Here is a 26806-nt window from a genome sequence, read left to right on the forward strand (position 1 = left end):
GCAATGATTTTAGACAAGGCCGTAGCAAAAAAAACTGCTGAGCTTCTATTACAAATTAATGCAATAAAGTTGGATCCAGAAAATCCCTTCACTTGGGCATCTGGTTGGAAATCTCCTATTTATTGTGACAATCGTATCATGCTTTCTTATCCCAAAGTAAGGGATTATGTAGCCAAGGCAATCGCAGAACAAGTAGAAAAACTGTATGGAAAACCCGACGTTATTGCTGGGGTGGCCACTGGTGCCATAGGTGTTGGCATGTTGGTCGCTGAAGCTATGGAGCTACCTTTCGTTTATGTGCGTCCAGAGCCCAAGTCCCATGGGAGGCAAAACCAGATTGAAGGCTATTTGGAATCCGGAAAGAATGTTGTGGTTATTGAGGACCTTATCAGTACTGGAAAAAGCAGTTTGAATGCGGTAAGGGCACTAAAAGAGCAAAATGTTTCAGTACAAGGGATGGTCGCTATTTTCACCTATGGTTTCGAAGTGGCTTCTGCTAATTTTGACAAGGAAAATATAGCATTAAACACCCTTTCGGACTATGACCATTTAATAGAATTGGCATCAGAAACCAAGTATATCAAAGAATCCCAATTACAAACCCTTTTGCAATGGAAAACTGATCCATCGCAATGGAAATAAACTTCGATAATGCATATTGAAACCCCAAAAAAGAAAGTAGCTAAAAGCGACAAACAACTTTTTGAGTTTTTAACAGATATCAAAAACTTTGAAGAGCTTATGCCCGAAAACATCGACAAATTTGAAGTTTTGGATGAGAAAACCTTCAAGTTTGCCCTTAAGGGCATGCCCGAAATTGTATTGCGACTCAAAGACCAATATCCTCACGAAAAAGTAGTACTTGGCGCAGCCAGTGACAAACTTCCATTCACTTTGACAGCGAATATCACTCCCTTGGGAGATGCAGAAAGTGAGGTGGGTTTAAGTTTTGAAGGCGAGTTCAATGCTATGATGGCCATGATGATAAAAGGACCTATTACGAATTTTATGGAAACTTTGTCTTCCAATATGTGAGGGCAGCTCAATACTGCAGAGTCACTTCCTTCAAATCATATTTTTGAACTGAGTCATCCTCCAATTCCACAATTAACTTCCCTTCTTCCGAAATACCACGGATAATTCCCATAAATAGCTCCTCCTGCTGATTCTTGAATGTGGATGGTTTATCCTTTCTGAACAGCAGCTGTTCATATTCGGTTTGAAGCTGTTGAAACGTTTTTTGGTTTATTGCATCCAAACGGAGCTTTAGATTCGAACGTAAACTTGCCAAAAGTTCATTCAAATCAAATTGCCTTCCCATAACCCCAGATAGGGATGATGCTTTGGTAAGAGTTCCAAATTGGGTTTGGTTTACATTAAGCCCTATTCCTATTATGACATTTTTGATAAACTGCCCTTTCAACAGGTTTTCAATAAGAATACCGCAGATCTTAAAGGAGCCTGACATTATGTCGTTTGGCCATTTAATCTTAATATTTGGTACTTCATATTGATTTAGGGCGTCGTAAACAGCCAAGGAAACGCAGATGTTTAGTTTGAATTGTTCAGATACTTTACAGCTTCCAAGGTTTTTTAAAACACTAAACGTCAGATTTTTACCTTCTTCCGTCTCCCAAATAGTCCCTAGTTGACCTCTCCCTTTCCGTTGATTTTTTGTGACCACGGTGGTATAATCCAAAAGTTCTTGGGAAAGCAGCAAATCCTTTAAATAAAGGTTCGTCGAATCCGTGGCATCAAGTTTGATTATTTCTGTTAGTTCTCCCAATGTGGAACGTCCAAGGATATGTTAAATTCTAGGGCTAAGAAAACAAAAAAAACATAAATTTGTAGAAACTAAAATTTTTGAATGCAGAAAACGAAAGCTAGCGCAGATGAACTGATTGCCTTAATATTAAATGGAATAGAAGAAGTAAAGGGAGTTGATACAAATCTTTTAGATCTTAGGGAAATTGAAAACACAGTTTGCGACTATTTCATAATCTGCAGTGGTACTTCCAACACGCATGTAAACGCGATAGTTTCCTCCATCCAAAAAACAGTTAGCAAAGCCATTCACGACAAGCCTTGGCATGTAGAAGGTTCAGACAACGCTGAATGGGTCTTGATGGATTATGTGAACGTTGTTGTACATGTATTTCAAAAACATACTAGGGAATTCTACGACATAGAAGGACTTTGGGGAGATGCCAAGGTCACCATGGTGGAGAGCAGCTATAATTCTTAAAAAAATGGCAAAAGAGAACAATTCCAATACCCCTAAAAAGCCCCGTTTTAGTTCGTGGTGGATTTATGGCGTAGTTATCGCACTTATTATCGGCTTCCAGTTCTTTGGTGGTAGTAGTTTTTCCAGTACCGAAAAAACGACCACATCTGAACTTCAGGAGTACCTACGCAATGGCGATATTTCAGAAATATTGATCATTACCAATACCAGGCAAGCCAAGGTTTTCTTGACTGAGGAAGCCCTGCAAAAAGATGTACACCGAAATGTGGCCGATCGCCCTTTCAACTTTTCTGCAGGCAAGGTCCCCCAGTACGTTTTGGACTATGGAGACCTTCAGAATTTTGAAGATGAAATAAAAAGTATCAAGAAAGAGAACAATCTTGATACTATTGTTGATTTTGACACCGAGTCCAACGTTTTGGGCGAGTTGTTGCTTTCCTTACTCCCTTTCGCATTGATCATAGGTATTTGGATATACTTGATGCGCAGGATGTCCGGCGGCGGCGGCGGCGGAGCTGGTGGACAGATTTTCAATATTGGAAAATCCAAGGCAAAGCTTTTTGACGAAAAGACCGATACACGCACATCCTTTAAGGATGTAGCAGGACTTGAAGGTGCCAAAGAGGAAGTACAAGAAATTGTAGAATTCCTGAAAAACCCTGATAAATACACCTCTCTCGGTGGTAAAATACCGAAAGGAGCCTTGCTGGTAGGTCCTCCTGGAACAGGTAAAACCCTCTTGGCGAAAGCGGTCGCTGGTGAAGCCAAAGTACCCTTTTTCTCACTGTCAGGTTCTGACTTTGTCGAGATGTTTGTGGGAGTTGGTGCTTCTAGGGTAAGGGACCTTTTTAAACAAGCAAAAGATAAATCCCCTGCGATCATTTTCATTGACGAAATTGACGCTATCGGACGTGCAAGAGGGAAAAACAATTTTACCGGTTCCAATGATGAACGTGAGAACACCCTTAACCAGCTATTGACTGAAATGGATGGTTTTGGAACCAATACCAATGTCATCGTTCTGGCCGCGACAAACCGAGCCGATGTTTTGGACAAGGCCTTGATGCGAGCTGGACGTTTTGACCGTCAAATCTATGTAGACCTTCCCGACTTGAGGGAGCGTAAGGAGATTTTTGATGTGCATTTGCGCCCTATCAAAACCGCAGAAACACTGGATTTGGATTTTCTGGCCAAACAGACACCTGGTTTTTCTGGTGCAGATATTGCAAACGTTTGTAACGAAGCTGCCCTTATAGCAGCGCGTAAAGAGAAAAAGGCTGTTACCAAACAAGATTTCTTGGATGCCGTTGACAGAATTGTGGGAGGGCTTGAAAAGAAAAACAAAATCATTACTCCGGAAGAAAAGAAGACCATTGCCTTTCATGAGGCAGGTCATGCTACAGTAAGCTGGATGTTGGAACATGCAGCTCCACTCGTAAAAGTTACCATTGTACCACGAGGTCAATCCTTGGGAGCCGCCTGGTACCTTCCTGAAGAAAGATTGATTGTGCGACCGGAGCAGATGTTGGATGAAATGTGTGCTACCATGGGTGGTAGGGCTGCCGAAAAGGTGATTTTTAACAAGATTTCTACTGGAGCCTTAAGTGATTTGGAAAAGGTGACCAAACAAGCTCGGGCCATGGTAACCATTTATGGATTAAATGAAGAGCTTGGGAATATTACTTATTACGATTCTTCGGGCCAAAATGAGTATGGTTTTACCAAACCCTATAGTGAAGAGACAGCACAGCGAATCGATGAGGAAATTTCGAAAATCATCGAAGAGCAGTATCAAAGAGCTATCAAACTCTTAGCGGAAAATAAAGACAAATTGTCTGAACTGGCGGACCGACTTTTGGAAAAAGAGGTTATTTTCAAAGATGACTTGGAAAAAATCTTTGGGAAAAGACCATTTCAAAAGGAAGAGCTGGAGACTGCAGAATAGGAAACAGACGATGGGTTTAGCTTTTTGTAAACCCAAAATCTATATTTAAATGGGCGTTTTTGACAAACTTTTTGGAGGTGGTAAAAAGGTTTCCAAGGAGACCATGGAGACCCGTGGTGCCCATATGCCGGATTTGAAAATACCTGTGGATGAAAAATTCACCATCTATTTCAAAAAGAATGGTGGAAAATTCATCTATTGCGAAGACGAGGCCGAAGTTTCTGAAGCTTTACAAAACATTATAAAGGAGAACGATTGGCAAAACCATTTGTTCTACACCTTGGATAATCGTTTGGTAAGCCGTTTTGCATCGGATAATATCGAATTCACGGAAAAAAGGAACGAAAGTGACGTCTTCTTCACCACCTGTGAGCATTTGGTAGCGCATAACGGTTCCATCTTGGTCTGCTCCAATCAAATCAAAGAGAAAAAACTATCTGAACTTCCTTCCAATCTTATCGTATATGCCACTACGAGCCAGTTGGTGGATTCCATCAGCGAAGCTTTAAAGATCATAAAAGAAAAATACGGGAAAAACATTCCCAATAATATCACTACACTTAAACATTTTGAGCCTACTCCGGAGAACAAAAATGACTTCCTTTCCTACGGAAGTGCCTCAAAAAATGTATATCTTTTGCTTCTAGAAGACTATTAGTACATGAAAGAAATACTGAGGCGCGCCCTCACAGGGGCAGTTTATGTTGTCCTTTTAATGGGCTCCATTTTTTTAAGCTCAGATGCTTTCGACTTCCTTTTCATGGTTTTTGGTCTGGCCTGCCTGTACGAATTCAAACGAATTGTACGGATTAAAGGCTACTATATTTTCATAGCCTACTTGGCCCTTTGGTGGGCTTTTATCTATATCGTTAAGGAAAGTTTCCCCATTATCATGCTCATGCTGTTAACCATAACGGTTGATCTTGCTCTGCTGGTTTTTCTTTTCTCGAAAAAACAAAAACATTTCAACACCGTACAAAAATTTATTACTGCGGTGCTTTACATAGGTGGTGGCTGTATTTTCCTAACCATGATTCCCTATAAAAACAATGAGTTCGCAAAATTTCTGATCATGGGGATTTTTATTTTGATTTGGGTTAATGACACCTTTGCTTACCTGGTAGGCAGAACCTTGGGAAGAAATAAACTATATTCTGCAGTTTCTCCAAAAAAAACTGTTGAAGGTTCGTTGGGAGGTTTTATTTTTGCACTTATAGCAGCATATATTTTGGCCCCATACGAAACTTATCTTTCCTTAACCCAATGGATGATACTTGCAACTGTTATCGTTGTTGCAGGTAGCTTGGGGGATTTATTGGAATCCAAGTTCAAAAGAATGTCTGGAGTAAAGGATAGCGGAGCTATTCTGCCCGGGCACGGCGGAATTTGGGATCGGCTGGACAGTCTAGTATTCGCTGCCCCTTTTGCTTATCTGACACTAAATATTTTTTCATATGTTTCATAGAGAGGGTCAAAAAATAATTCTTACCACCTTTTTTATTGTGGTGGCCCTTATTATTGCCTCCCAATATTTTATTGATGTAGAATGGGTGAGATGGTCAGTACAAATTGGTGGGTGGGTTGTTTTAATCTTGATTTTGCAATTTTTTCGAAATCCCAAAAGACTGGTTACCCCGAATTTTGATGAAATACTTGCTCCCGTTGACGGAAAAGTGGTTGCCATTGAAGAAGTATATGAGTCTGAGTATTTTAAGGATAACAGAAGGCAAGTATCCATTTTTATGTCTCCTGTCAATGTGCATGTTACCCGCTATGCTGCCAGTGGCACCGTCACCTATTCCAAGTATCATCCAGGGAAATATCTTGTGGCTTGGCATCCAAAATCCAGCACAGAAAACGAACGCACCACCGTAGTGCTGCACACTCCAAAGTTTGGCGAAATTGGTTACCGACAAATTGCGGGGGCCATGGCAAGGAGAATCGTGAACTACGCCGAGGAAGGTGAACAGGTGACCCAAGGTCAGGATGCAGGATTCATTAAATTTGGCTCGCGCGTAGACCTTCTTTTACCACTGGATTGCGACATCGCGATTAGGCTTAATCAAAAAGTTGTAGGTGCCAAAACGTGCATAGCTGCCCTAAGAAAGAAAAATGACTGACGAGGAGTTAAATAAGGCCTTTAAAGAAGCCGTTTCTTATGTAAACAGCTACACTGAACCGTTACCGGCAGACCTATTGCTTAAACTCTATGCGTATTACAAAATAGCGAACAAGAACTACAACAACCCAGGGAGTAAAACCCCCTTGATCAATGCCTTTAAGGCAAATGCCCTAATCCAAGCACAGAAAATCAGCGCCAATGAGGCGATGGAGCACTACATTCAATTGGTAGAAAAAGAGGTGAAGAAAACCTAGGATGCTAATTTGGGAGAGGCACTTTCCTTCTCAAAGTAGGTGAAATAAATACCCCCAAAAACGGTAATACTAAAATAAAGGGACACCAAATATGCGCCTATTGGGAGATACGAGTTAAACCCGAACCAATCCCCGGTCAGGACAATCAAGGCCAAACCGGCAATTCCCCTAAAAAGTTCTACCCAAACGGCATAGGAATCCCTGTCCATCAAGGTGGTATACCCATAAATTCCCACAAATACGAAAGCTCCATAAAAAAGTAAACCTTCGAATCCTATTTCAGCATAGTTGTAGAACATGAACATCATTAAAGCGGTATTCGCCAGCAGTTGAAAAATAGAATATCCTTTTAGATTGTTTGAGGCTTGCGTCTTAAATTTTTTGAAGTTATAAACATCTTCTATGATTTGCACCGGATACTTAGCCTTCACGTCTTGGGGCCTCCATCCTGTTGGCATAAACCAAATCCTGAACTTGTCCCAGTAACTTTTAGCACGCCAAGCATCTTTAATCAATCGCCATATGTGTTGAAAATTGATAATTATTGGGTTCCAGGTTCGGGCCGGTTTCAATACCCCATATTGTGGCGGGACCTCATCCAACTCTTTCTGAAATGTCCCAAACATCCTATCCCAAATACAAAGTATTTGACCCAGATTTTTGTCGATATACTCCGGATTGATAGCATGATGAACCCTATGTTGTGAGGGTGTCACTATGATATATTCCAACCATCCCATTTTTCCAATATGTTGGGTATGATACCAAAATTGGGCAAATAAATGAATAGGAGCCAAAATCGCGATAACCTTGTTTGGCACACCCAATAACGCAGCTGGAATCAACAAAAGAGGAAAATAACCCAAAATGTTGGAAATGGATTGCCTTAGGGCGCAGGCCAAATTAAATTCCTCACTGCTATGGTGAATAACGTGTTGGTTCCAGAAGAAATTAACGTGGTGGCTGAGTCTATGATTCCAATATCCTGCAAAATCGAGAGCGATAAAACCGACCAACCATACCAGCCAGGTTGCTTTTATCTCAGTAAGTGCCAAATGCTCCAAAAGAAATGGATAAGAGACAATGATAACAGCAAGTCCCAGCGAGTCCTTGATGATGTTGGTAAGTCCAGAACTCAAACTACTGACTGTATCCATCACATTGTGCTTTTGCTTCTTGGCAAAGTGTCCATAAAGAACCTCAAAAAGCACTAAGCCAACAAAAAAGGGAATGGCATACAACAGAGCTGTGGCGTAGGTTTCCATAACTAATGTTTTATTATAATTACCAAAGGAGCAGAGGTATAAACAGGCCTTAAGTTACAGTAATTTTTTGAACGATGGGATATCCCAGGCGTCGGTCAGATCTGGAATATGCTCTGAACGTGGCATGCAAAGCATACTTTTGGGATGGGCCCTAATCATATTGGATACAGCTTTGGTAAGTTCCTTTTCGTTTCTGGCCTTATCCAACGGGCATGATTTTAAAAAGGGGTAAATCATTTCACCTGAAAAACTAAAGATGTTCATACTGACTCTTAGTTCACCAGAAACATCACGATATTGACTTAAATTCTGTAAATCTGGCTTTTCAACGATTTCCTTAAGGAAATTATGCTCCGAAATGGTCATTACAGCAAATTTTGCAACGCGCTCGGCATTGAATTTCAATCCAGAGCTGGCATAGCTTATCAAGGCATTTGGCGAATCCCTATGGGTCCGTAAATCCCTTAAGGCCCCTTCGGAATATAAGTTATCTCCGTTGCAGACCGTAAACATCTGTTCTTTAAGTTCGGGAAATTGTTCCATACATTCCTGTAAAGCATCCGCAGTCCCTAAAGGTTTTGTCCGTCCCTTTGGAATAGGTTGTACCGCATAGCAAATTTGCATGCCCTCAGGAAAAATGCCTTTGGATTCCAATTCTTGGAAAGCTTGATTTTCCTTACCTGTAATTAAATACAATTTTGAGTACCCCGCGCTGAACGCCTTTCTAACCAAATAATACAAAAAGGGTTTAGGGACAGCACCCACCGGAATAAGGCTCTTATGAACCAAATTAGAAGGGTTTTCCGATTTAATCACGAAAGATTGAAGGCTCGTTTTCATCCTTGAGGATGTTCCGCCTACCATAACCACCAAACTAGGATTCTCCATTACTCTAATTGCCTATTTCAACCTCGTAAACGGCCTTGGCACGGGTTTCCAAGAACGCCTTTTTTATTTTCTCAATATTATTGTTCCCCACCAGAGCAAGCATGCAACCTCCCCCACCTGAACCAATAATTTTGCATGCAAGAGCACCTGCTTGTTTAGCCGCTTCCATCATTTGCGTCATTTCGGTCGGGGTGTTTTGAATTCGGCTTTGTAGAATCAATTGATGTTCATTCATCAAACCGGCCAGCTTTTTAAGGTCCGGATTCCAATACAACAGCTCTTCTTTGGCTGCTTTGGTAATTTGATAATTGTGCACTGAAGCATACCAATGCTCTTGATATTGGTCCGGAACGATTTCCAAATACCGGTTGTAATCTTCAGGGCTTACTGAATTCAGGTCAAATTCTGGATGGACGGATCGAATGGAAGAAATAGCGTTTTGAGCGTATTCCCTCGCATTTTTCAACACGCTCAACGTCTTTTTTGGCAAGCCTGATTCGGCCACCAATAGCCTCCCCAAGCCATTCTTCAAGCGTGTGCTTTCACCTGTATTTGTATCAATGTAAAGCATTCCCCCTTGTGCAATGGTATATTGGTCCATTAGCCCGCCTGGCTGATTAAAGAACAATACTTCGGCTTGATGGGCCCATCTTGCTATTTGCAAATCACTGATTGGTTTTTTCCTCGGTTGCACGGCAACCAGAAATCGAATCCAAGCCACCACTAATGCTGAAGAGCTTGACAAACCCGCATTGATGGGAATGTCTCCCCAAATTTCAATATGATATCCTTGAGAGAATTGAAATCCTTCATCTTTTAAGATGGATATCCCTGAACGAAAGTAATCTTTGCCACGTATTTTTTCAGATTTTCCACTCAGGGGAATTACAAACTCCTGTTGCAAGTCCTTTAGGACCACGGAAAACTCCTTCCGCTCAATAGGTACAGCTCGAAGACAGATATAGCGATTCACCGTTCCTGCTATGACGGGAAGCCCCAAGTAGTCCTGATGGTCACCAAAAAAACAGATGCGGGCCGGAACCTTTATTGCTATCATCCGATGTTCAGACTATGATATCCAAGGGATTGGTTTCTTTCCAATTTCCCCTTGTAAAATCAGGAAAATACTGCGGTATACCTTCATTCGCGACAGAACTTTCGCTAAGAGGGGCCACGGCACTCCAGAAACATCCTTCGTAAACGTTTTGATCCAAAGGAAGTCCCTTTTGTAGGCACTCCACGATGCGATACACCATTATTCCGTCCATCCCACCATGTCCACTGCCTTTTGCCGCCTGGTTCAATCTTTTGTACAAGGGGTGGTCATACTTTTCATATAGGGCCTGTAATTGTTCGCCTTGCACCCAGGAGTGATGATCTTCGGTGAGGCCCTCCACTCCGCCTTCGAGTGCCACTCTTGTTGGAAATCCAGCCAAGGTTCCCTTTGTGCCTTGTATCAAGTTCAGTCTGGAATAAGGTCTTGGGCTAGTTTCATCCCATTGCACCATTACCGTTTTTCCCCGTTCGGTTTTTATGATCGATGTATTTAAATCGCCCCCTTCATATTCCAATTGGTTCCATTTGTGATCTTTGGGATAATTTTTTTCCGCATAGGTTTTTCTTCCTCTTGCGGGCGTTGAAAACGAAACTAAATTCTTGAAAGTGTCCTCTTTTCTGCCCAAATTCATGTATTGGGCCACTGGTCCCAATCCATGGGTGGGATAAAGATTACCATTTCTCTTGGCATAATGATGGGTTCGCCATGATCCAGTACCTCTCTCCTGCTCTTCCATCTGCCAACGCAGTTCGTGAATATATGCGGCTTCTCCATGTAATATTTCTCCAATAACTCCTTTTCGACACATGTTCAAAAACATAAGTTCATCCCGCCCGTAATTGACATTTTCAAGCATCATACAATGCCTTCTGGTTCTTTCACTCGCATCGACGATGTCCCACATTTCTTCCAAGGTTACCGCAATAGGAACCTCAACCAAAGCATGCGCGCCTTGTTCCATGGCCTCAATGGCCATAGGAGCATGATTCTTCCAATTTGTAGCAATGAACACCACATCGGGTCGCGCTTCTTTTAGCATCTTTCTCCATTCCTCTTCACCGCCCCAGTAGGTAGCAATATCGGTGTGTCTTTCCTCGGATGAAACTTCCTTTACCCAACCCATTTTTTCCTTTACCAAATCCTCGTACAAATCGCAAATTGCGACTACTTCCGTTCTCTCCAAGGCAGCAAAGAACTTTAAATGGGTGCCTCCTCTAGCACCGACTCCAATGAACGCTGCTCTTATATTTTCCAATTTTGGAGCAGCGAATCCACCCATATAAGTAGATTCCAATGGTCTTTCTGGGCTTGCTTTAAGATAATTGGGTAGAAGGGAGATTGCTGCCGCGGAAAGAGAGGTTTTTTTTAAGAAACTGCGACGATCAATGTGTTTCATGGCCTATGGGTTTGACAATGGAATTATTCTGAAGTTATGAATTATTGAAATCTTTGAATCCCTGGTCATCCTACTTAGTGGATAGTCTCAAGAAATACTACCCCAATTTACTTTTAAAAAAATCCATGGTTCGTTTCCAAGCGAGTTCGGCAGCTTCCTTATCGTATCGTGGAGTAGTCGTATTATGAAATCCGTGATTCACATTAGGGTACATGTAAGCAACATAGTCCTTGTTGAATTTTTTCAGCGCCTCTTCGTAAGCCGGCCAACCCTCATTGACCCGTGTGTCCAATCCGGCGAACTGAAGCATTAAAGATGCCTTGATTTTATCGATATCTTCAGCAGGCTGTCGTCCATAAAATGGTACTGCAGCTGCCAAGTCAGGCAATTTTACTGCCATCATGTTAGAAATCCAGCCACCGAAGCAGAAACCAACCACGCCAATCTTGCCGTTACATGCCTCGTGATTCTTTAAATACTGATATGCGGCGATAAAATCTTCTAACATTTCATTTCGGTCTCGTTGTCGTTGCAAGGTCCTACCTTCATCATCATTGCCGGGGTATCCGCCCAGAGGTGTTAATGCATCTGGGGCCAGGGTAACAAAACCGGCCAAAGCGGCCCTACGTGCTGTATCTTCAATATAGGGATTGAGTCCCCTATTTTCGTGCACCACCACAATTCCGCCAAGTTGGTTTTCATTGTTTTTTGGTTTGGACAAAAGACCTTTGATCCTACCACCTCCCTTTTCAGACTCATAGTGGATATAACTAGAATCCAACTCAGGGTCTTTGGGGTCCACCAGCATCGTATCGACATAGTTGGGCATCAAAAAGCTCATCAAAGAAGAAATGGTAAGTCCGCCTACGGCGTAAACAGAAAGTTTCTCAATGAATTCTCGACGTTGCAGCTTATTATGGGCATATTGATCATAAAGATCAAATACCTCTTGCTTGATATCTTTTTTTTTGACTTTTTTCATGATGACCCCTTTAAATTAGCTAGTGCAGAAGATACTAAATTACTGGGGCTTTCAAAAAAGAACAGGATCAAACCAAGCGATTACTCCAAACTGGCCAGGCTTTTTTCCAACGTTTTAATTTTAGCTTCTGCATCAGCCGCTTTTTTGCGTTCCATCGCCACCACCTTTTCAGGAGCGTTGTTTACAAAACGTTCGTTGCCCAATTTTTTCTGCACCGACTGTAAAAAGCCTTTGGTGTAGTTGAGCTCTTCTATTATCTTTTTGATTTCTGCCTCAACATCGATGGCACCGCCTATGGGGATAAAGTACTCGTTACTTTTTACCCGAAAACTTAAAGCACCTTCCAAAGTGGAATCTACATCCTCTATTTTAGAAATATTACCCAATTTGGAGATAATAGCTTGCATTTTTGAATGATTCCCCTCCGCATTCAAAACGAAAAGTTCCAAGGCTTCTTTTTGAGGAATGTTCTTATCCTTTCGAATAGTTCTAATTCCTGAAATCACCTCTGAAGCAAAATCGAAATCCGTTATGATTTTCGTATCCATTTCAGAAGGTTTGGGCCAATTGGAGATGACCAATGCTTGGTCTGGAGTTCTTTGCATGATGTGTTGCCACACCTCTTCGGTCAAAAATGGCATAAATGGATGCAATAGCTTCAGATTTTCCTCGAAGAGATGAATAACGGCGTCATACGTGGTTTGATCTATAGGTTTTTGGTATGCGGGTTTCACAATCTCCAGCAGCCATGAGCAAAAATCATCCCATATCAATTTATAAATGGCCATTAATGCATCTGAAATTCGGTATTTGCTGAAATGATCATCAATTTCCGTCAGTGTTGCATTGAACTTTGCAGTATACCAATCGATTCCAATTTTGGCCGCTTCAGGTTGCTCCAAATCGGCTATTTCCCAACCTTTTACCAAACGAAATGCGTTCCAAATCTTATTGGCAAAGTTTTTTCCTTGCTGACACAGGGCCTCATCAAACAACAGATCATTTCCAGCTGGGGAACTCAATAAGAGTCCCACGCGAACGCCATCCGCCCCGAAATCCTCCATAAGCTTGAGTGCGTCAGGGGAATTACCCAGAGATTTAGACATTTTTCGACGTTGTTTATCCCTCACCAACCCAGTTAAATACACATTGCTGAAAGGTTTCTCACCCCGATACTCGTATCCGGAGATTATCATTCGGGCCACCCAAAAGAAAAGAATATCGGGGCCTGTAATAAGGTCACTAGTGGGGTAATAATAATTGATTTCCTCATTATTGGGGTCCAATATGCCATCAAAAACCGTGATGGGCCATAGCCATGAAGAAAACCAAGTATCCACAACGTCAGGGTCTTGGGTCAAATCCTCAACTTGGAGGTTTGCATTTTTTGATTGGGTTTGAGCCAAAGCAAGCGCATCTTCCAAGGTTTCGGCTACAACAAAATCGTTTTTACCATCCCCATAGTAGTAAGCTGGTATTTGCTGTCCCCACCATAGTTGTCTGGAGATGTTCCAATCTCTGATGTTTTCCATCCAATGGCGGTAGGTGTTTTCAAACTTTTTGGGGTGAAGTTTGACATCTCCTGTCTTTAAAACCCCGTCAAGGGCAGGTTTTGCCAAATTTTCCATTTTTAGGAACCACTGGTCCGATAACCTAGGTTCAACTACGGCCTTAGTGCGCTCCGAAGTGCCAACTTTGTTGGTGTACTGCTCTGTTTTTACCAAAAATCCCTTTTCTTCGAGCTCTTTGGCTATTTCCTTTCGGACGACAAAACGGTCTTTTCCTTCATAATGCAGTCCATAGCTGTTCAAAGAAGCGTCTTCATTGAAAATATCAATGACCTCCAACCCGTGTTTGTCACCTAGATTCTTATCGTTTTCATCATGGGCAGGTGTAACTTTTAAACAGCCTGTTCCAAATTCAATATCCACATAATCATCTTCAATAATAGGAATGGCACGCTCACAAATAGGAACAATAACCTTTTTACCTTTCAAATGTGTATATCGCTCATCATTGGGATTGATACAGACTGCAGTGTCTCCAAGAATGGTCTCTGGTCTCGTGGTGGCAATGGTTACCGTTTCTTCAGAGCATTCAATGGGATACGAAATGTAGTACAAGAGACCCTGTCTTTCTTCATAAATTACTTCTTCATCGGACAATGTTGTCTTGGCTTGGGGATCCCAATTCACCATTCGATATCCTCTGTAAATGAGACCTTTATTATATAAATCAACAAAAACCTTGACCACAGAAGCTGACATATCGTCATCCATGGTGAATTTTTTGCGGCTCCAGTCCAAAGAACATCCCAATTTTTTCAACTGTTCAAAAATCACACCGCCATACTTGTGTGTCCACTCCCAAACATGTTCCAAGAATTTCTCTCGACCAATTTCGCTTTTGGTTATTCCTTCTTCTTTCAATTTGGCCACTACCTTTGCTTCGGTGGCAATAGCGGCATGGTCAGAGCCCGGTACCCAACACGCATTTTTGCCCCTAAGGCGGGCACGGCGAATCAAAACATCCTGAATGGTGTTATTGAGCATATGGCCCATATGCAGGACCCCGGTTACGTTGGGAGGTGGAATTACAATGGTATAAGGCTCCCTGTCATCGGGTTTGGAGCTAAAAAAATCATGCTCCATCCAGTATTGATACCAGTGTTCTTCAACCTTATTGGGCTCATATTTTGAAGGAATTTCCATTTTTCGGTACAGTTTTTGAAAAAATTTATCCGGATTGGGATTTTAAGCGAAGAAAAGTCAAATCAAATTAGTGCTATACTTCGGCTGAAAGCCTATCCGGAAATACGAAACAAAAATAAGTAACGTTATAACATAACAAAAGAATTTTGGAAGCAGTCGACAAATCGGTTACTTTTGAAATTCACCCAAAACTAGAAATGATGAAAAAAACTGTACTCATGTTATTTGTTGGGCTCCTTTCTGTAGGGATTTATGCCCAAGAAACGGCTACGGCAAAAATCAAGTTTAAGAGTGAAACCATCGACTACGGAGAAATTGCCAAAGGTAGTGATGGTGTTCGGGTTTTTGAGTTTACCAATACTGGTGATGCACCTTTGGTGATCACCAATGTAAAATCAAGCTGTGGATGTACCATTCCAAAAAAGCCAGATGCTCCAATTTTGCCTGGTGAAACTGGTGAAATTCAAGTGAAATATGACACCAAAAGGGTAGGTCCGATTCGAAAAGCCATAACGGTGACCTCAAATTCCGATACGCCCACGAAAGTTTTGAAAATTAAGGGAACCGTAAAGCCCGATGACGCAAAATAAAAGCGGATTAAAAATAAAATTGGAAAACCCTTCGAAAAGTATTTTGGAGGGTTTTTTGATTAGAATACTTTTTTGAGAACAAAAGTGAACAATAGGTCTCTATTGTACCGCTCTATCAATACCCGAACACGCTTGCCCTCTTTCTCGTTCAGCATTTTAAGAACTTCTTGGAGCTTGTAGTTGTAAATTCGTTTACCATTTACAGCCAATATCACATCTCCTTCACGAAGGCCTGCCTCAGCAGCTGGACTTCCAGCCCTAATGGCCGAAACCACAATTTCTGGCACTAAACTAAGCCGGGTTTTATTCTCTAAAAGAATTTGCACATTCCCAAAGGAACTATCATCATCAATAACAACACCATTGGAGTTGGCCAAGCTTTCGGCTATATATCTCAATCCATTGTGCTGTAGCTCGATACCTGCCAAGTTGTATTGGAAAGGCGCCTTAAAATTGCCATTTTTCCTTAAACTGACCTTGCCTCTGGAATAATCGAAAACAATATTGAAACGCCTAAGTATTTCGCCACCTATGCTGCCATTACGATCACCAAAGTCCTTAAGAAATCCAAACGATTCCCTATATGGAAATGCCACCTTAGTATCCTTAAGCTCATAATCTCCCAACTTCACTCCGCTGATCTTTGATCGCTTGCCGAATATATCTCCACTCAAACCGCGGCCCAAATAATCCTCATAATTCAGCTCAGGTATTTCCAAGCCCTTTTCAGGTTGATTGAACAACCATAGCGCATCGCTACTCCCCGTATCTACCAATAGCTTAACAGGAACATTTTTATCATCCCTCATCAACACCATTCCCGTAATGTAAGCTTTCCTAGCATGTACCGCCAATGGCAGTACCTGTGTCTTCTTGTGTGGTACATACTCATACGAATCGGGATTGTGCAATTTGATACTTCGAGCAGAATAATTGATTTCAACTACAAAATCACGAAAAAGATCATAACCAAGAATACCATGAACAGGGATTCCCAACGATGTGGAGAAATTGATTTCCCGGTCTAGAACCACGTATAAGTCTTGATTGTAGTTTTTGGCCTTACCCAATTTGAATGCATTCCCTTTTGAACTCAATGCTTGCATGGGCTCTCCATCTCCCAAACCTTTAATGGTAACCTCCGATACATTATTGATTTGCACGGAGTCTTGATCTGATAAATTAAAAAGAATGGGTTTGCTCACACCAGAGTCGAGCACAAACCTCAGTTTAGAGCCATTGATTTCTACTGGAAGAATAATGAGATTATTGATAAGCTCGAACTTCAGTTTTTGAAACTTTTTGTCCTTTGGCAGTATGAATCCTTGTGCACTTGAGACCAAAGGCATCGAAAGGAACAAAAGCATCAAAAAGACCGTAATTTTCTTCAAACTGTTTACTTCTAAAGGGTTAGGTATTTTAAATATAGCAAAATATGGTGAGATTGATCTTCAATTTAACATTCTTCTAACCCAGCAAATAATCGGTAAATCTGTTGTGTGCATGCGCTGCTTTTACCATTTTTGCTAAAATATTAAGCATGCCTGAAATCTCTTCAAAAGGGCGACAAATGCCCGCCTCACCCATTAGAAAATTAGTTCCTTTTGCGGAACAGGCCAAAAAAAGAGGTACCCATGTTATTCACCTCAACATTGGGCAACCTGACATAAAAACACCAAAAATAGCTTTGGATGCGGTCCGTAACCACACCATTGAGGTTTTGGCCTATAGCATGACCGAAGGTTCAGAAGAATATCGGGAGAAAATTGCCAAGTATTATGAAAAGTACCATATTCAGGTAACCTCTCAAGATATCATTGTTACCACAGGTGGTTCGGAGGCCTTGGCCTTTGTTATGGGCACAATAATGGACGCGGATGATGAAATTATTATCCCTGAGCCGTTTTATGCCAATTACAACGGTTTTGCCACAGCTGCGGGAGTAAATGTGGTTCCCATTGTTTCCTCGTTGGATGACAACTTCGCCCTTCCTCCTATTGACCAATTTGAAGCATTAATTGGTCCGAAAACCAAGGCAATTCTTATTTGTAATCCTGGAAACCCTACCGGTTATCTCTATAGCAAGAAGGAAATACAGCAGCTCTCCGAATTGGTCAAAAAACATGACCTTTATTTGGTTGCGGACGAGGTCTATCGTGAATTCACATACGATAATACTGAACATTATTCCATTCTAGAGGAACCTGGTTTAGAAAAACATGCCATCGTGGTGGACTCCGTGTCAAAGCGCTATAGCATGTGCGGTGCCCGAATTGGGTGCCTGGTGTCGAAAAATAAGGATGTCATTCAAACGGCACTAAAATTTGCCCAAGCCCGTCTATCCCCACCCACCTTCGCACAAATCGCCAGTGAAGCAGCTTTGGAAACCCCTCAGTCCTATTTTGATGCAGTTATTGAGGAATATGTTGAACGCAGGAATACTTTGGTCGATGCTTTACAAAAAATCGAGGGTGTTCGGGTAGCCATCCCCAAAGGTGCTTTTTACTGTGTAGTGGAACTGCCCGTGACCGATGCGGACGACTTTGCCCAGTGGCTCCTTGAAAAATTCGAAATGGATGGAAAAACGGTAATGGTGGCTCCTGCTGCAGGGTTTTATGCTACCCCTGGACTCGGAAAAAATCAGATTCGAATTGCTTACGTGCTTGAGAAAGAACAGCTAATAACGGCAGTAAACCTTCTTGCGGAAGCCCTTAAACACTATAGAAGCCTGTGAAAATAGAGGAAAACATATCCTTGCAGAATCTCAATACCTTTGGAATTGACGCCAAAGCGCGATTCTTTCTTGAGGTTACCAGCCTGTTGCAGCTTCAAAAGGTACTTGGCCTAAAGGCTTACCCTGAAAAATTTATTCTAGGCGGAGGTAGCAACCTTTTGCTCACCAAGGACATTGACACCCTTGTACTCCATATTAACCTAAAGGGTATTTCAGTCGTAGAAGAAGCAGATGGCCATGTGGTTGTAAAAGCCATGGCGGGTGAAAACTGGCATAATTTGGTGCTTTGGAGTCTTGATCGAGGTTATGGAGGATTGGAAAACCTATCACTGATACCAGGAAATGTGGGTACTGCACCAATTCAAAACATCGGAGCTTACGGTGTTGAGCTTAAAGATATATTTGAAAGCTGCACAGCCATGGAAATTGCCACTGGTGAATTGGTGGAATTCGACAATGAAGCATGTCAGTTTGGTTATAGGGATTCAATTTTTAAGAACAAGCATAAGGGCAAATACATCATCACATCGGTGAATTTTAGGCTGTCCTCCAAGAATCATGGCTTGAACACCGGTTATGGTGCCATTGAAACAGAACTGAAACAACGAGATATTGTTTATCCTACAATAAGGGATATTTCGGATGCTGTAATAGCAATTCGAAAGAGTAAATTGCCGGACCCCGATGAGATTGGGAATAGTGGTAGCTTCTTTAAAAACCCCGTTGTTTCCAAAAAAGTGGTACAACGCATTAAGAAAGAATACCCCAATGTCCCTTCGTATGAAGTAGATGAGGATTACTTTAAGGTCCCTGCAGGGTGGTTGATAGAGCAATGTGGTTTCAAAGGCAAACGATTCGGAGATGCTGGTGTCCATGAAAAGCAGGCCTTGGTCCTGGTAAACCATGGAAATGCGACCGGGGAGGAAATCTTAAACCTTGCCTTAAAAATTCAAAAAGAGGTCAAGCAAAGGTTCAAAATTGAGATTCAGCCAGAGGTTAATATCATAAAATAACCCCTGCATCAAGAAGAATAACAGGGGTTATACCAAACCAAACTAACCAAAAATTTAATATCGTTTTATATCTCGAATTTCTTTGTTATCGTATTTTTCGTCAACAAATAATGCTTTTTCTAACTTAGCGTCGTTATATATACGTCATAAAACTTATTTTAGATTATTGCCCCCAGAAATTTACCGCTATCCATAGCTAGATGAGCACACTTATTGAAAAGCATATTGTTTCCCTACTTGCTGAAAAAGACGACAAGGCGATAGCCCTATTGTACGAATACTACGCAGACACACTGTATGGGGTGGCATATAAAGTGGTAAAGGACGAGGACTTGGCTCAAGACATTCTTCAGGAAAGCTTTGTGAAAATTTGGAAAAAAGCAGATTCCTACGATGCTTCAAAAGCAAAACTCTTTACTTGGCTTTTCCGAATAACACGAAATACGGCTATTGACAAACTTCGAAGTATAACCAATAAGGCTGATAAAGAAGTCCAAATTGATGTTTCAGACGTATATAACCTAGGAGTAAGTGGAATTAGGCCCGATACTTTAGACCTCCAAGAAAATTTGGAGAAAATCGAGCCGAAGTACCAAATAGTTCTGGAAGCCCTCTTTTTTGAGGGTATGACCCAACAGGAAGCCAGTGAAGAATTGGGCATCCCGTTAGGAACTATAAAGTCGAGATTGAAAATCGGCTTAAGGGAATTGGGCAAAATTTATGGAGCTGCAACAGCCTTACTCTTCTTAATTAATTTGCTGCCATGAAAGAAAAGGTGAAGATTTTTTTAGATTCTGATTTGCTTGAAAAGTATCTTTTGGAGGATACCTCCAAAGAAGAGGCTTCTCAAGTGGAACGTTATATTGCCATGTATCCCGAAGTTCGCGAAACCTATAACGAACTGCAGGTGAATCTTGAGAAGTTTGCCAAATTATATGCTAAAGAGACACCTGAAGGGCTCAAGCAAATTATCTTGCATACCACGAAAAAGGAGAAAGTGGCCAATAGAAGACTGTTCCGTTATGCAGTTGCGGCCAGTGTTGCCATTATGCTGTTTGCTGGATCTTCCTATTTCTTCTGGAATCAGAACAAATCCCTTCAAGAAGAGAACACTTTGGTCACCAACCAGATAAAGTACTTGGAGGAGAACATGAAGAACCAATTGGAAGACGTAAGAAACCAGTTTATCGTTCTCAACAATCCAGATACCAAAAAGTATACGCTTAATGGCAAAAAAGAAGGTAAGGAGCTTAAGGCCATTGCTTACATCAATCCTGTAAAAAAACTTTCTTACATCAATGTGAGCAACGTTCCAGAACTCCCTGAGAACAAATGCTTCCAAATGTGGGCAGAGGTTAACGGAGAACTTGTAAACCTCGGGGTCATTAAGCAATTTGAGGACAAGGATAAGTTGCTTGCCCTACCCTATGCTGAAAATGCCATTGGGTACATCACCATTGAACCCGAAGGCGGAAATAGCATGCCTACGGTTCAAAACATTGTGGCCAACATCAATTATTAGCTTCCTTAAAGTTACATTAAACCCCATTTAGCTTAGGTTCATATTTTGTACTTTTGCACAAAACCTGTATATGAAACTTGCACTACTTACAATTGGGTTGCTTGGGATTGCTTTTGCCGGTATAGCCATAAAAATTTGGTCAAAAAAGGACGGTAAGTTTGCTGGTACCTGTGCCAGTCAAAATCCGTATTTAAACCAAGACGGTGAGGCCTGTGGATTTTGTGGCAAACTCCCAACTGAACAGGATTGCAAAAGGGATTCCGTGACAGAATTGCAGTAGTGACTTCAGATGAATAATTCAGGTTAATCTTTTTTTTTGGAAAAACCCGATTCCATTTTAGAAAATATTAGAAAAGCAAAGGAAGGAAACCAGATTGCCTTTAGCTTTCTCCTCGACACTTTTTGGAACGACGTTTACGGTTTTCAGCTTCTTCGAACTAAGAATGAAAACGATGCTGAGGATATCACCATACGCACCTTTTCGAAAGCTTTTGATAGAATTTCAACTTACGACGAATCCTACGAGTTTCGAACATGGCTAATTACGATATCGAAAAATCTTCATGTCGATCTTATCCGAAAAAGAAAGCGAAGTGTTCTGGATGAAATGGACACCCATGGAGATGCCGTGAAAAAAGTACTTGATGAGACGCCATCAGCCGAGGACCAGCTGATCACCGAACAAAATCTGGCCAACCTTCTTCAAGACATTAAAAAACTGAAACCGCACTATCAAAAGGTCATCAATCTTCGTTATTTTAATGAATTGAGCTATGCAGAAATTGCGAATGAGCTTAATGAGCCCGTGAACAATGTAAAGGTCAAACTACTGAGAGCCAAGAAATTATTGGCCAAAATCATTGCCGAAAAGTGACATTTCACCAGCAATCGGTTTCATACGCAGTTTCGTATCTTTGTACCTCAAAAAATTGATATGAGCACAACAGCGGTTGAAAGTGTTGCACCTCCCAAAGGCAAACCGAAATGGTTACGTGTTAAACTTCCCACTGGTAAAAAATATACCCAGTTAAGAGGTCTTGTCGACAAATATGACCTTCATACCATCTGCACTTCAGGCAGTTGCCCCAATATGGGGGAATGCTGGGGCGAAGGAACCGCTACGTTTATGATTTTGGGTAACGTTTGCACCCGTTCCTGTGGATTCTGTGGCGTCAAAACCGGCAGACCGGAAAGTGTGGACTGGGCAGAACCAGAAAAAGTGGCCCGCTCCATAAAAATAATGGGGATCAAACATGCCGTTGTCACCTCGGTCGACAGAGACGATTTAAAGGATATGGGTTCCATCATTTGGGCGGAAACTGTAAAAGCCATTCGAAGAATGAATCCCGAAACTACTCTTGAGACTTTGATTCCTGATTTTCAAGGAATTGAATCTCACTTGGACCGAATCCTTGAAGTAGCTCCTGAAGTAATTTCCCATAATATGGAAACCGTACGAAGGCTTACCCGTGAGGTAAGAATTCAAGCGAAATATGATCGCAGTCTTGCTGTTTTGAATTATTTAAAGAAAAACGGGGCAAATAGGACCAAATCTGGTATCATGCTAGGCTTGGGTGAGCTAGAAGAAGAGGTCATTGCCACAATGGAAGACTTGCGGAAAGCAGATGTAGATGTGGTGACCATTGGCCAATATCTTCAGCCTTCCAAAAAACATTTGCCCGTAAAGGAGTTCATACTACCTGAGCAGTTTAAAAAATATGGGGAAATAGGGCTTGAAATGGGATTCCGACATGTAGAAAGTGGTGCCTTAGTGCGTTCTTCCTATAAGGCCCATAAGCACATTCATTAACTTCCATTCCAACTTTACCCTAAAGGTATGAAACAAGTGAATCTGGGTATAAATGGCTTCGGACGTATCGGCCGAACGCTGTTTCGATTACTCCAAAATCACGACGATGTCAATATTGTTGCGGTAAATGACGTCACCGACGCCCAAACTTTGGGCCATTTGTTAAAATATGATAGCATTCACGGTGTTTTCCCCGGAAAAGTCAATATTTTGGAAGATGAAATTGAAGTGGGTGGCCGACGTACGAAGGTCTTGAACCATGTTCACCCCAAAGATATTTCTTGGAGCGATTATGGAGTGGACATCGTTATCGAGGCTTCTGGAAAATTCAAATCCAGGGAAGATTTACAATATCACATCAGAAATGGAGCCAAAAAAGTGATCTTATCCGTTCCTCCAGAAGATGAAAACATCAAAATGGTAGTGTTGGGGGTTAATGAAGAAACACTCTCAGAATCCGACGATATTATTTCCAACGCCTCATGTACAACCAATAACGCAGCACCCATGATTAGGGTTATCAACGAGTTGTGCGGTATAGAACAGGCCTATATCACTACAATTCATTCCTATACCTCGGATCAAAGCCTACATGACCACCCTCACCGGGATTTACGTCGGTCCAGAGCTGCTTCACAATCCATTATTCCAACCACTACGGGGGCAGCCAAAGCTTTGACCAAAATATTCCCAGAATTATCAGAAGCAATTGGAGGTTGTGGCATCAGAGTACCTGTTCCCAACGGCTCCTTGACGGATATCACCTTTAACGTCAAGAAAGACACATCAATAGAAGAAGTAAATAAAGAATTTAAAAAACGGGCCAATACCGATTTAAATGGTATTTTGAGCTATACGGAAGACCCTATAGTTTCCATCGATATAAACAATAGTTGTCATTCTTGTACGTTTGATTCATTGATGACCTCTGTTATTGGAAAAATGGTCAAAATAATAGGGTGGTACGATAATGAAACTGGATATTGCTCCAGATTAATTGATTTAATAGCTTTGCTTATTAAGAAGAAATACGTTTGACCTTGAACTTATTACATCTACGCCTTAGCGGCAAAATGTTAATTCTGCTGTGCAGTTTTCTGTACGCACAAGTTACTTTTGCCCAAGATGATGTGAGTTCTACCGCCAAAGTTCAGTCCATTTTTGACTCCTACATTCAATTTAGGCACCAGAACCAGGTCGACCTAGCCCTGGAAACGCTAAATGAGGCCGCTGAAATAGCGGAAAGCAATGAGGATGCAAAACTGCTCCTCGACACCTATCACCAATATGCCCGAATTTTTCTTGAAGAAGGAGACCGTGAAACGGCAATATTCTATTGGGACCGTGCCAGTATTCTTTTAAAAGACCTGTCTTATCCCTTTGGAGAGGCTTTTCACAAATATTTAGAAGCTGCCCTCCGTTTTGACGAAGGAAACTATTTTCAGTCATTAAAACTGTTGGAGGAATCAAGAACCTTGAGCAATAACCGGAATCTCGGTAATAACATCCTATTGTTGGAAGGTTACATCTTTACCAATATCGAAAAGTATGAGGATGCAGCCACCAACCTAAACGCACTCATTGTCAACTCTGACGATAAAGAAAGGCCTTATTTGGCTACGAAGGCGAACCTACAGCTTGCCCAAATAAGCATTAGCCTTGATGACCTTGAAGACGCCATCATACATGGTAAAGCGGCATTGGAGCTGAGCCAAAAGCATAAATTCTCAAAGGAAAGTAAAATCGCGAATCAGCTGCTTTCCGTTATTTACGAAAAAACAGGCAACTTTAACGAGTCCCTTTTCTACAAAAAGAACCTTGAGAAAATAAAGGATTCCATTTTTAATATTGAGAAGGTAAAATTGGAAAACAAGACGGCGGATAGAATTCGTTTTGATCATCAAATGAATGAAATTAACAAACTCACCGCTAAAAACGAAGAGTTGAGCGAATCAAAGAACCGGTCCGAAATCACTGCGATTTTAACCTCGGCTTTTTTGACCATCATTTCGCTTTTGGCTGTATCCCTTTTTAGAAACAACCAGATAAAGCTCAAGACCAACGACCTTCTATACACAAAAAATAAGGAATTGGAGTTGGCTCGCGATGCTGCAGTATCCGCTATGGAGGCCAAGACGAACTTTTTATCCACGGTTACCCATGAGCTAAGAACTCCACTGTATGCGGTTACGGGTCTAACGCACCTTTTACTGGAAGAGAACCCTTCGAACCATCAAAAAGAGCATCTTAAATCCTTAAAGTTTTCAGGAGATTACCTGCTAAACTTTATCAACGATATTCTTCAAATCAATAAAATTGATGCTGATAAGCTGGAACCCCTGAATATTGAGTTCAAGCTTCAAAAGGTACTTACCGATGTGGTGGATTCCCTTCAGCAAAATGCCAATGAAAACAGTACTAGCCTGATATTGGACTATGACCCCAATATTCCGTCCCAATTACTGGGTGACCCTATTAAGCTTTCCCAGATATTCATGAATCTTGTAGGTAACGCCCTAAAATTCACAAAAAATGGTAAGGTAGAGGTCATTGCCAAACTCTTGCGAAAAGAAGAAGAAGAGGTAAAGCTGTATTTTGAAGTTAAGGACAACGGAATTGGAATTTCTGAGGAGCAGCAAAAAAATATCTTTGACAGTTTTGAACAAGGTTCCGTTCAGATCAACCGCGAATACGGTGGAACCGGACTTGGATTGACCATTGTAAAAAGTCTTCTGGGATTGTTCGACAGTAAAATTCATTTGGAAAGTGAATTGGGCCACGGTAGTTCTTTCTTTTTTGAAATGGATCTACGATGCGACAGTGAGGCTTTGCAAAGCGTGGCGTTTGAGCTTGACCCCGAGGAGTTCGACTTTAAAGGACTGCATGTTTTGGTGGTTGAGGATAACAAAATCAATCAGGTGATCACCAAAAAAATGTTGAACAAAAAGGAAATTACCTGCGATATAGCCAACAATGGTAACGAAGCCATTGATTTGGCCAAAGCCAATACGTATGATGCGATTCTTATGGACATCCATATGCCCGGAATTAGCGGTGAAGAAGCCACAAGACAAATACGTAAGTTCGACGAAGAAATCCCGATTATTGCCCTAACGGCCATTTCTTTGGATGATAGTTTGGACAATTTCTATCAAGCCGGTTGTAACGATGTGGTCACCAAGCCTTTTAAACCAGAAGTTTTTTATCAGAAAATCGGGCAGAATATCTTCAAGAAAAAGACCGAGGGGTTAGTTTAGAGAAGATTCCATAGTTCCTCCCGCAATACGCTTTCATCACTTTTGGAAAATTCATGTTCTACCTCTAAATAATAAAGATTTTGGAGTTTTCCTTTCATACGAACATAGTCTTTTTCCGTAGTCACCACCATATCAAAAGCTTTCAACCGCTCTAACTCCCTTGTGCTAAAATCATGATGATCACCATACTCAAGATGCTGAAATTGGAAATCTTTTGATTTCAGATGGGCGATGAACGGTTCCGGGTTGGCAATTCCGGTTACTACCGCGACCTTCTTTTCCAAAAGTTGGTTCCAATCAAGAGTTTTCCCTGAACCACTCTTTAAGCTTGGAGCATAAGAAAAATGACTGAACAACACCTTCTGATTTGGTCGGGGACTAAGCTTTTTGGTGATTCTTTCTTTGTTTTCTTCGGATAGGTCATCAGGGCATTTGGTCACTACAATCAGATTCGCCCGTTTTGCCTCCCGCTTACTATCTCTTAAATCTCCCGTTGGGAGATACCAATCGTCTTTATACAACTTTCCAAAAGTGGTCAATAAGATGGAAAGGGTCGGTTGCACTTTTCGATGTTGAAAGGCATCATCCAATAGAACCAGCTGGGGCTGCACCAACTTTTCAAGATTTTTAATTCCGTTGATCCGATTGGCATCAACAGCAAGGGTAATTTCGGGGAACTTGTTGTACATCTGAAAGGGCTCGTCGCCCAAATCCTGCGCGTTTGAATTCTTGTCCGCCATTAGGAAACCTTTGGATTTACGCTTGTACCCCCTGCTTAAGATAGCCACCTTATACCCCTCAAGAAGTCTGACCAAATATTCGATCATAGGGGTTTTTCCCGTGCCCCCAACACTCAAATTCCCAACACAAACTATTGGCGTATCGAAGCTTTTGGATTTAAAAAACCGGATATCATACAAGAAATTGCGCGCTATTACGGCTATCGCGTAAATCAAGGATATGGGAAAAGCAATTATTCGAAGAATACGCAACATAGGGCGAAAATATATATTTT

At 41.5% G+C, this 26806-nt stretch carries 27 protein-coding genes; 18 read left to right on the forward strand and 9 right to left on the reverse strand.

Annotation, left to right across the window (positions count from 1 at the left end; all coding sequences use genetic code 11):
* Positions 1 to 3: 3 nt before the first annotated feature.
* Positions 4 to 642: an orotate phosphoribosyltransferase gene (gene pyrE, locus EW142_RS08565; protein ID WP_130612706.1), complete on the forward strand. Its 639-nt coding sequence runs from the start codon at positions 4 to 6 to the stop codon at positions 640 to 642.
* A 9-nt stretch (positions 643 to 651) separates the two neighbouring features.
* Positions 652 to 1035 (forward strand): SRPBCC family protein, encoded by a 384-nt coding sequence (locus EW142_RS08570; RefSeq protein ID WP_130612709.1) that lies wholly within the window; start codon positions 652 to 654, stop codon positions 1033 to 1035.
* A gap of 7 nt (positions 1036 to 1042) precedes the next feature.
* Here EW142_RS08570 and EW142_RS08575 read toward each other — a convergent pair whose 3' ends face one another.
* Entirely contained in the window at positions 1043 to 1786 is a 744-nt protein-coding gene (locus tag EW142_RS08575; RefSeq protein ID WP_130612712.1) for a biotin--[acetyl-CoA-carboxylase] ligase, read from the reverse strand.
* Positions 1787 to 1867: 81 nt separating this feature from the next.
* On the opposite strand from EW142_RS08575, the gene rsfS reads away from it, so the two are divergent.
* The 6 genes from rsfS to EW142_RS08605 are packed head-to-tail and all read left to right on the forward strand — an operon-like array spanning position 1868 to position 6566.
* Positions 1868 to 2245 (forward strand): ribosome silencing factor, encoded by a 378-nt coding sequence (rsfS, locus tag EW142_RS08580; RefSeq protein ID WP_130612715.1) that lies wholly within the window; start codon positions 1868 to 1870, stop codon positions 2243 to 2245.
* Positions 2246 to 2249: 4 nt separating this feature from the next.
* On the forward strand, positions 2250 to 4190 hold the full coding sequence (gene ftsH, locus EW142_RS08585; RefSeq protein ID WP_130612717.1) for an ATP-dependent zinc metalloprotease FtsH: 1941 nt from the start codon (positions 2250 to 2252) through the stop codon (positions 4188 to 4190).
* 49 nt (positions 4191 to 4239) lie between these two features.
* Positions 4240 to 4848, forward strand: coding sequence for an LUD domain-containing protein (locus EW142_RS08590; RefSeq protein WP_130612720.1), 609 nt, complete (start codon positions 4240 to 4242; stop codon positions 4846 to 4848).
* Between the two features lie 3 nt (positions 4849 to 4851).
* Positions 4852 to 5655 (forward strand): phosphatidate cytidylyltransferase, encoded by an 804-nt coding sequence (locus tag EW142_RS08595; protein ID WP_130612723.1) that lies wholly within the window; start codon positions 4852 to 4854, stop codon positions 5653 to 5655.
* Positions 5645 to 6310, forward strand: coding sequence for a phosphatidylserine decarboxylase family protein (locus EW142_RS08600; RefSeq protein ID WP_130612726.1), 666 nt, complete (start codon positions 5645 to 5647; stop codon positions 6308 to 6310). The genes EW142_RS08595 and EW142_RS08600 overlap by 11 nt, the downstream gene beginning before the upstream one ends.
* On the forward strand, positions 6303 to 6566 hold the full coding sequence (locus EW142_RS08605; RefSeq protein ID WP_130612729.1) for an acyl-CoA-binding protein: 264 nt from the start codon (positions 6303 to 6305) through the stop codon (positions 6564 to 6566). Before EW142_RS08600 ends, EW142_RS08605 begins: the two co-directional genes overlap by 8 nt.
* Here EW142_RS08605 and EW142_RS08610 read toward each other — a convergent pair.
* The 6 genes from EW142_RS08610 to EW142_RS08635 all read right to left on the reverse strand — a co-directional run bounded on the left by EW142_RS08610 (position 6563) and on the right by EW142_RS08635 (position 14865).
* Positions 6563 to 7831, reverse strand: coding sequence for a sterol desaturase family protein (locus EW142_RS08610; RefSeq protein WP_130612732.1), 1269 nt, complete (start codon positions 7829 to 7831; stop codon positions 6563 to 6565). The genes EW142_RS08605 and EW142_RS08610 overlap by 4 nt on opposite strands.
* Before the next feature lie 54 nt (positions 7832 to 7885).
* Entirely contained in the window at positions 7886 to 8671 is a 786-nt protein-coding gene (locus EW142_RS08615) for a sugar phosphate nucleotidyltransferase (protein WP_240740189.1), read from the reverse strand.
* A 52-nt stretch (positions 8672 to 8723) separates the two neighbouring features.
* Positions 8724 to 9776 (reverse strand): mevalonate kinase family protein, encoded by a 1053-nt coding sequence (locus EW142_RS08620; protein ID WP_130612738.1) that lies wholly within the window; start codon positions 9774 to 9776, stop codon positions 8724 to 8726.
* Between the two features lie 7 nt (positions 9777 to 9783).
* On the reverse strand, positions 9784 to 11172 hold the full coding sequence (locus EW142_RS08625; protein ID WP_130612741.1) for a Gfo/Idh/MocA family protein: 1389 nt from the start codon (positions 11170 to 11172) through the stop codon (positions 9784 to 9786).
* Between the two features lie 97 nt (positions 11173 to 11269).
* Positions 11270 to 12154, reverse strand: coding sequence for a dienelactone hydrolase family protein (locus EW142_RS08630; protein WP_130612744.1), 885 nt, complete (start codon positions 12152 to 12154; stop codon positions 11270 to 11272).
* An 80-nt stretch (positions 12155 to 12234) separates the two neighbouring features.
* On the reverse strand, positions 12235 to 14865 hold the full coding sequence (locus EW142_RS08635) for a valine--tRNA ligase (RefSeq protein WP_130612747.1): 2631 nt from the start codon (positions 14863 to 14865) through the stop codon (positions 12235 to 12237).
* Positions 14866 to 15062: 197 nt separating this feature from the next.
* Here EW142_RS08635 and EW142_RS08640 point away from each other — a divergent pair, with 197 nt between their 5' ends.
* Positions 15063 to 15455, forward strand: coding sequence for a DUF1573 domain-containing protein (locus EW142_RS08640; protein ID WP_417935777.1), 393 nt, complete (start codon positions 15063 to 15065; stop codon positions 15453 to 15455).
* 59 nt (positions 15456 to 15514) lie between these two features.
* Here EW142_RS08640 and EW142_RS08645 read toward each other — a convergent pair whose 3' ends face one another.
* Positions 15515 to 16846, reverse strand: a complete 1332-nt coding sequence (locus EW142_RS08645) for an aspartyl protease family protein (protein WP_240740190.1) — start codon at positions 16844 to 16846, stop codon at positions 15515 to 15517.
* A 149-nt stretch (positions 16847 to 16995) separates the two neighbouring features.
* Between EW142_RS08645 and EW142_RS08650 the strand changes: the two genes are divergently transcribed.
* The 9 genes from EW142_RS08650 (at position 16996) to EW142_RS08690 (ending at position 25791) form a co-directional block, all read left to right on the forward strand.
* Positions 16996 to 18189, forward strand: a complete 1194-nt coding sequence (locus EW142_RS08650) for a pyridoxal phosphate-dependent aminotransferase (RefSeq protein ID WP_130612753.1) — start codon at positions 16996 to 16998, stop codon at positions 18187 to 18189.
* Positions 18186 to 19202 (forward strand): UDP-N-acetylmuramate dehydrogenase, encoded by a 1017-nt coding sequence (gene murB, locus EW142_RS08655; protein ID WP_130612756.1) that lies wholly within the window; start codon positions 18186 to 18188, stop codon positions 19200 to 19202. Before EW142_RS08650 ends, murB begins: the two co-directional genes overlap by 4 nt.
* A gap of 200 nt (positions 19203 to 19402) precedes the next feature.
* Positions 19403 to 19969: an RNA polymerase sigma factor gene (locus tag EW142_RS08660; RefSeq protein WP_130612759.1), complete on the forward strand. Its 567-nt coding sequence runs from the start codon at positions 19403 to 19405 to the stop codon at positions 19967 to 19969.
* Positions 19966 to 20724, forward strand: coding sequence for an anti-sigma factor (locus tag EW142_RS08665; RefSeq protein WP_130612762.1), 759 nt, complete (start codon positions 19966 to 19968; stop codon positions 20722 to 20724). The genes EW142_RS08660 and EW142_RS08665 overlap by 4 nt, the downstream gene beginning before the upstream one ends.
* Positions 20725 to 20794: 70 nt before the next feature.
* Entirely contained in the window at positions 20795 to 21004 is a 210-nt protein-coding gene (locus tag EW142_RS08670; protein WP_130612765.1) for a membrane or secreted protein, read from the forward strand.
* A gap of 36 nt (positions 21005 to 21040) precedes the next feature.
* A complete protein-coding gene (locus tag EW142_RS08675) occupies positions 21041 to 21598 on the forward strand; it encodes an RNA polymerase sigma factor (RefSeq protein ID WP_130612767.1) in 558 nt (185 codons plus the stop codon).
* 60 nt (positions 21599 to 21658) lie between these two features.
* A complete protein-coding gene (gene lipA / locus EW142_RS08680) occupies positions 21659 to 22534 on the forward strand; it encodes a lipoyl synthase (RefSeq protein ID WP_130612770.1) in 876 nt (291 codons plus the stop codon).
* 27 nt (positions 22535 to 22561) lie between these two features.
* The gene (gap, locus tag EW142_RS08685) at positions 22562 to 23572 is read left to right on the forward strand and encodes a type I glyceraldehyde-3-phosphate dehydrogenase (protein WP_130612773.1); all 1011 of its coding nucleotides are present in this window, start codon (positions 22562 to 22564) and stop codon (positions 23570 to 23572) included.
* Between the two features lie 2 nt (positions 23573 to 23574).
* The gene (locus tag EW142_RS08690) at positions 23575 to 25791 is read left to right on the forward strand and encodes a tetratricopeptide repeat-containing hybrid sensor histidine kinase/response regulator (protein WP_313790909.1); all 2217 of its coding nucleotides are present in this window, start codon (positions 23575 to 23577) and stop codon (positions 25789 to 25791) included.
* Here EW142_RS08690 and lpxK read toward each other — a convergent pair.
* Entirely contained in the window at positions 25788 to 26786 is a 999-nt protein-coding gene (gene lpxK / locus EW142_RS08695; protein WP_313790910.1) for a tetraacyldisaccharide 4'-kinase, read from the reverse strand. The genes EW142_RS08690 and lpxK overlap by 4 nt on opposite strands.
* Between the last annotated feature and the right edge of the window lie 20 nt (positions 26787 to 26806).

It is taken from the genome of Flagellimonas allohymeniacidonis (assembly GCF_004296335.1).
GTDB classification, from domain to species: Bacteria; Bacteroidota; Bacteroidia; order Flavobacteriales; family Flavobacteriaceae; genus Flagellimonas; species Flagellimonas allohymeniacidonis.

Coding starts and splice junctions, on each gene's coding strand:
- pyrE (WP_130612706.1), top strand. CDS start 4: ATGATTTTAGACAAGGCCGTAGCAAAAAAAACTGCTGAGCTTCTATTA.
- EW142_RS08570 (WP_130612709.1), top strand. CDS start 652: ATGCATATTGAAACCCCAAAAAAGAAAGTAGCTAAAAGCGACAAACAA.
- rsfS (WP_130612715.1), top strand. CDS start 1,868: ATGCAGAAAACGAAAGCTAGCGCAGATGAACTGATTGCCTTAATATTA.
- ftsH (WP_130612717.1), top strand. CDS start 2,250: ATGGCAAAAGAGAACAATTCCAATACCCCTAAAAAGCCCCGTTTTAGT.
- EW142_RS08590 (WP_130612720.1), top strand. CDS start 4,240: ATGGGCGTTTTTGACAAACTTTTTGGAGGTGGTAAAAAGGTTTCCAAG.
- EW142_RS08595 (WP_130612723.1), top strand. CDS start 4,852: ATGAAAGAAATACTGAGGCGCGCCCTCACAGGGGCAGTTTATGTTGTC.
- EW142_RS08600 (WP_130612726.1), top strand. CDS start 5,645: ATGTTTCATAGAGAGGGTCAAAAAATAATTCTTACCACCTTTTTTATT.
- EW142_RS08605 (WP_130612729.1), top strand. CDS start 6,303: ATGACTGACGAGGAGTTAAATAAGGCCTTTAAAGAAGCCGTTTCTTAT.
- EW142_RS08610 (WP_130612732.1), bottom strand. CDS start 7,831: ATGGAAACCTACGCCACAGCTCTGTTGTATGCCATTCCCTTTTTTGTT.
- EW142_RS08615 (WP_240740189.1), bottom strand. CDS start 8,671: ATGAAAACGAGCCTTCAATCTTTCGTGATTAAATCGGAAAACCCTTCT.
- EW142_RS08620 (WP_130612738.1), bottom strand. CDS start 9,776: ATGATAGCAATAAAGGTTCCGGCCCGCATCTGTTTTTTTGGTGACCAT.
- EW142_RS08625 (WP_130612741.1), bottom strand. CDS start 11,172: ATGAAACACATTGATCGTCGCAGTTTCTTAAAAAAAACCTCTCTTTCC.
- EW142_RS08630 (WP_130612744.1), bottom strand. CDS start 12,154: ATGAAAAAAGTCAAAAAAAAAGATATCAAGCAAGAGGTATTTGATCTT.
- EW142_RS08635 (WP_130612747.1), bottom strand. CDS start 14,865: ATGGAAATTCCTTCAAAATATGAGCCCAATAAGGTTGAAGAACACTGG.
- EW142_RS08640 (WP_417935777.1), top strand. CDS start 15,063: ATGATGAAAAAAACTGTACTCATGTTATTTGTTGGGCTCCTTTCTGTA.
- EW142_RS08650 (WP_130612753.1), top strand. CDS start 16,996: ATGCCTGAAATCTCTTCAAAAGGGCGACAAATGCCCGCCTCACCCATT.
- EW142_RS08660 (WP_130612759.1), top strand. CDS start 19,403: ATGAGCACACTTATTGAAAAGCATATTGTTTCCCTACTTGCTGAAAAA.
- EW142_RS08665 (WP_130612762.1), top strand. CDS start 19,966: ATGAAAGAAAAGGTGAAGATTTTTTTAGATTCTGATTTGCTTGAAAAG.
- EW142_RS08670 (WP_130612765.1), top strand. CDS start 20,795: ATGAAACTTGCACTACTTACAATTGGGTTGCTTGGGATTGCTTTTGCC.
- lipA (WP_130612770.1), top strand. CDS start 21,659: ATGAGCACAACAGCGGTTGAAAGTGTTGCACCTCCCAAAGGCAAACCG.
- gap (WP_130612773.1), top strand. CDS start 22,562: ATGAAACAAGTGAATCTGGGTATAAATGGCTTCGGACGTATCGGCCGA.
- lpxK (WP_313790910.1), bottom strand. CDS start 26,786: ATGTTGCGTATTCTTCGAATAATTGCTTTTCCCATATCCTTGATTTAC.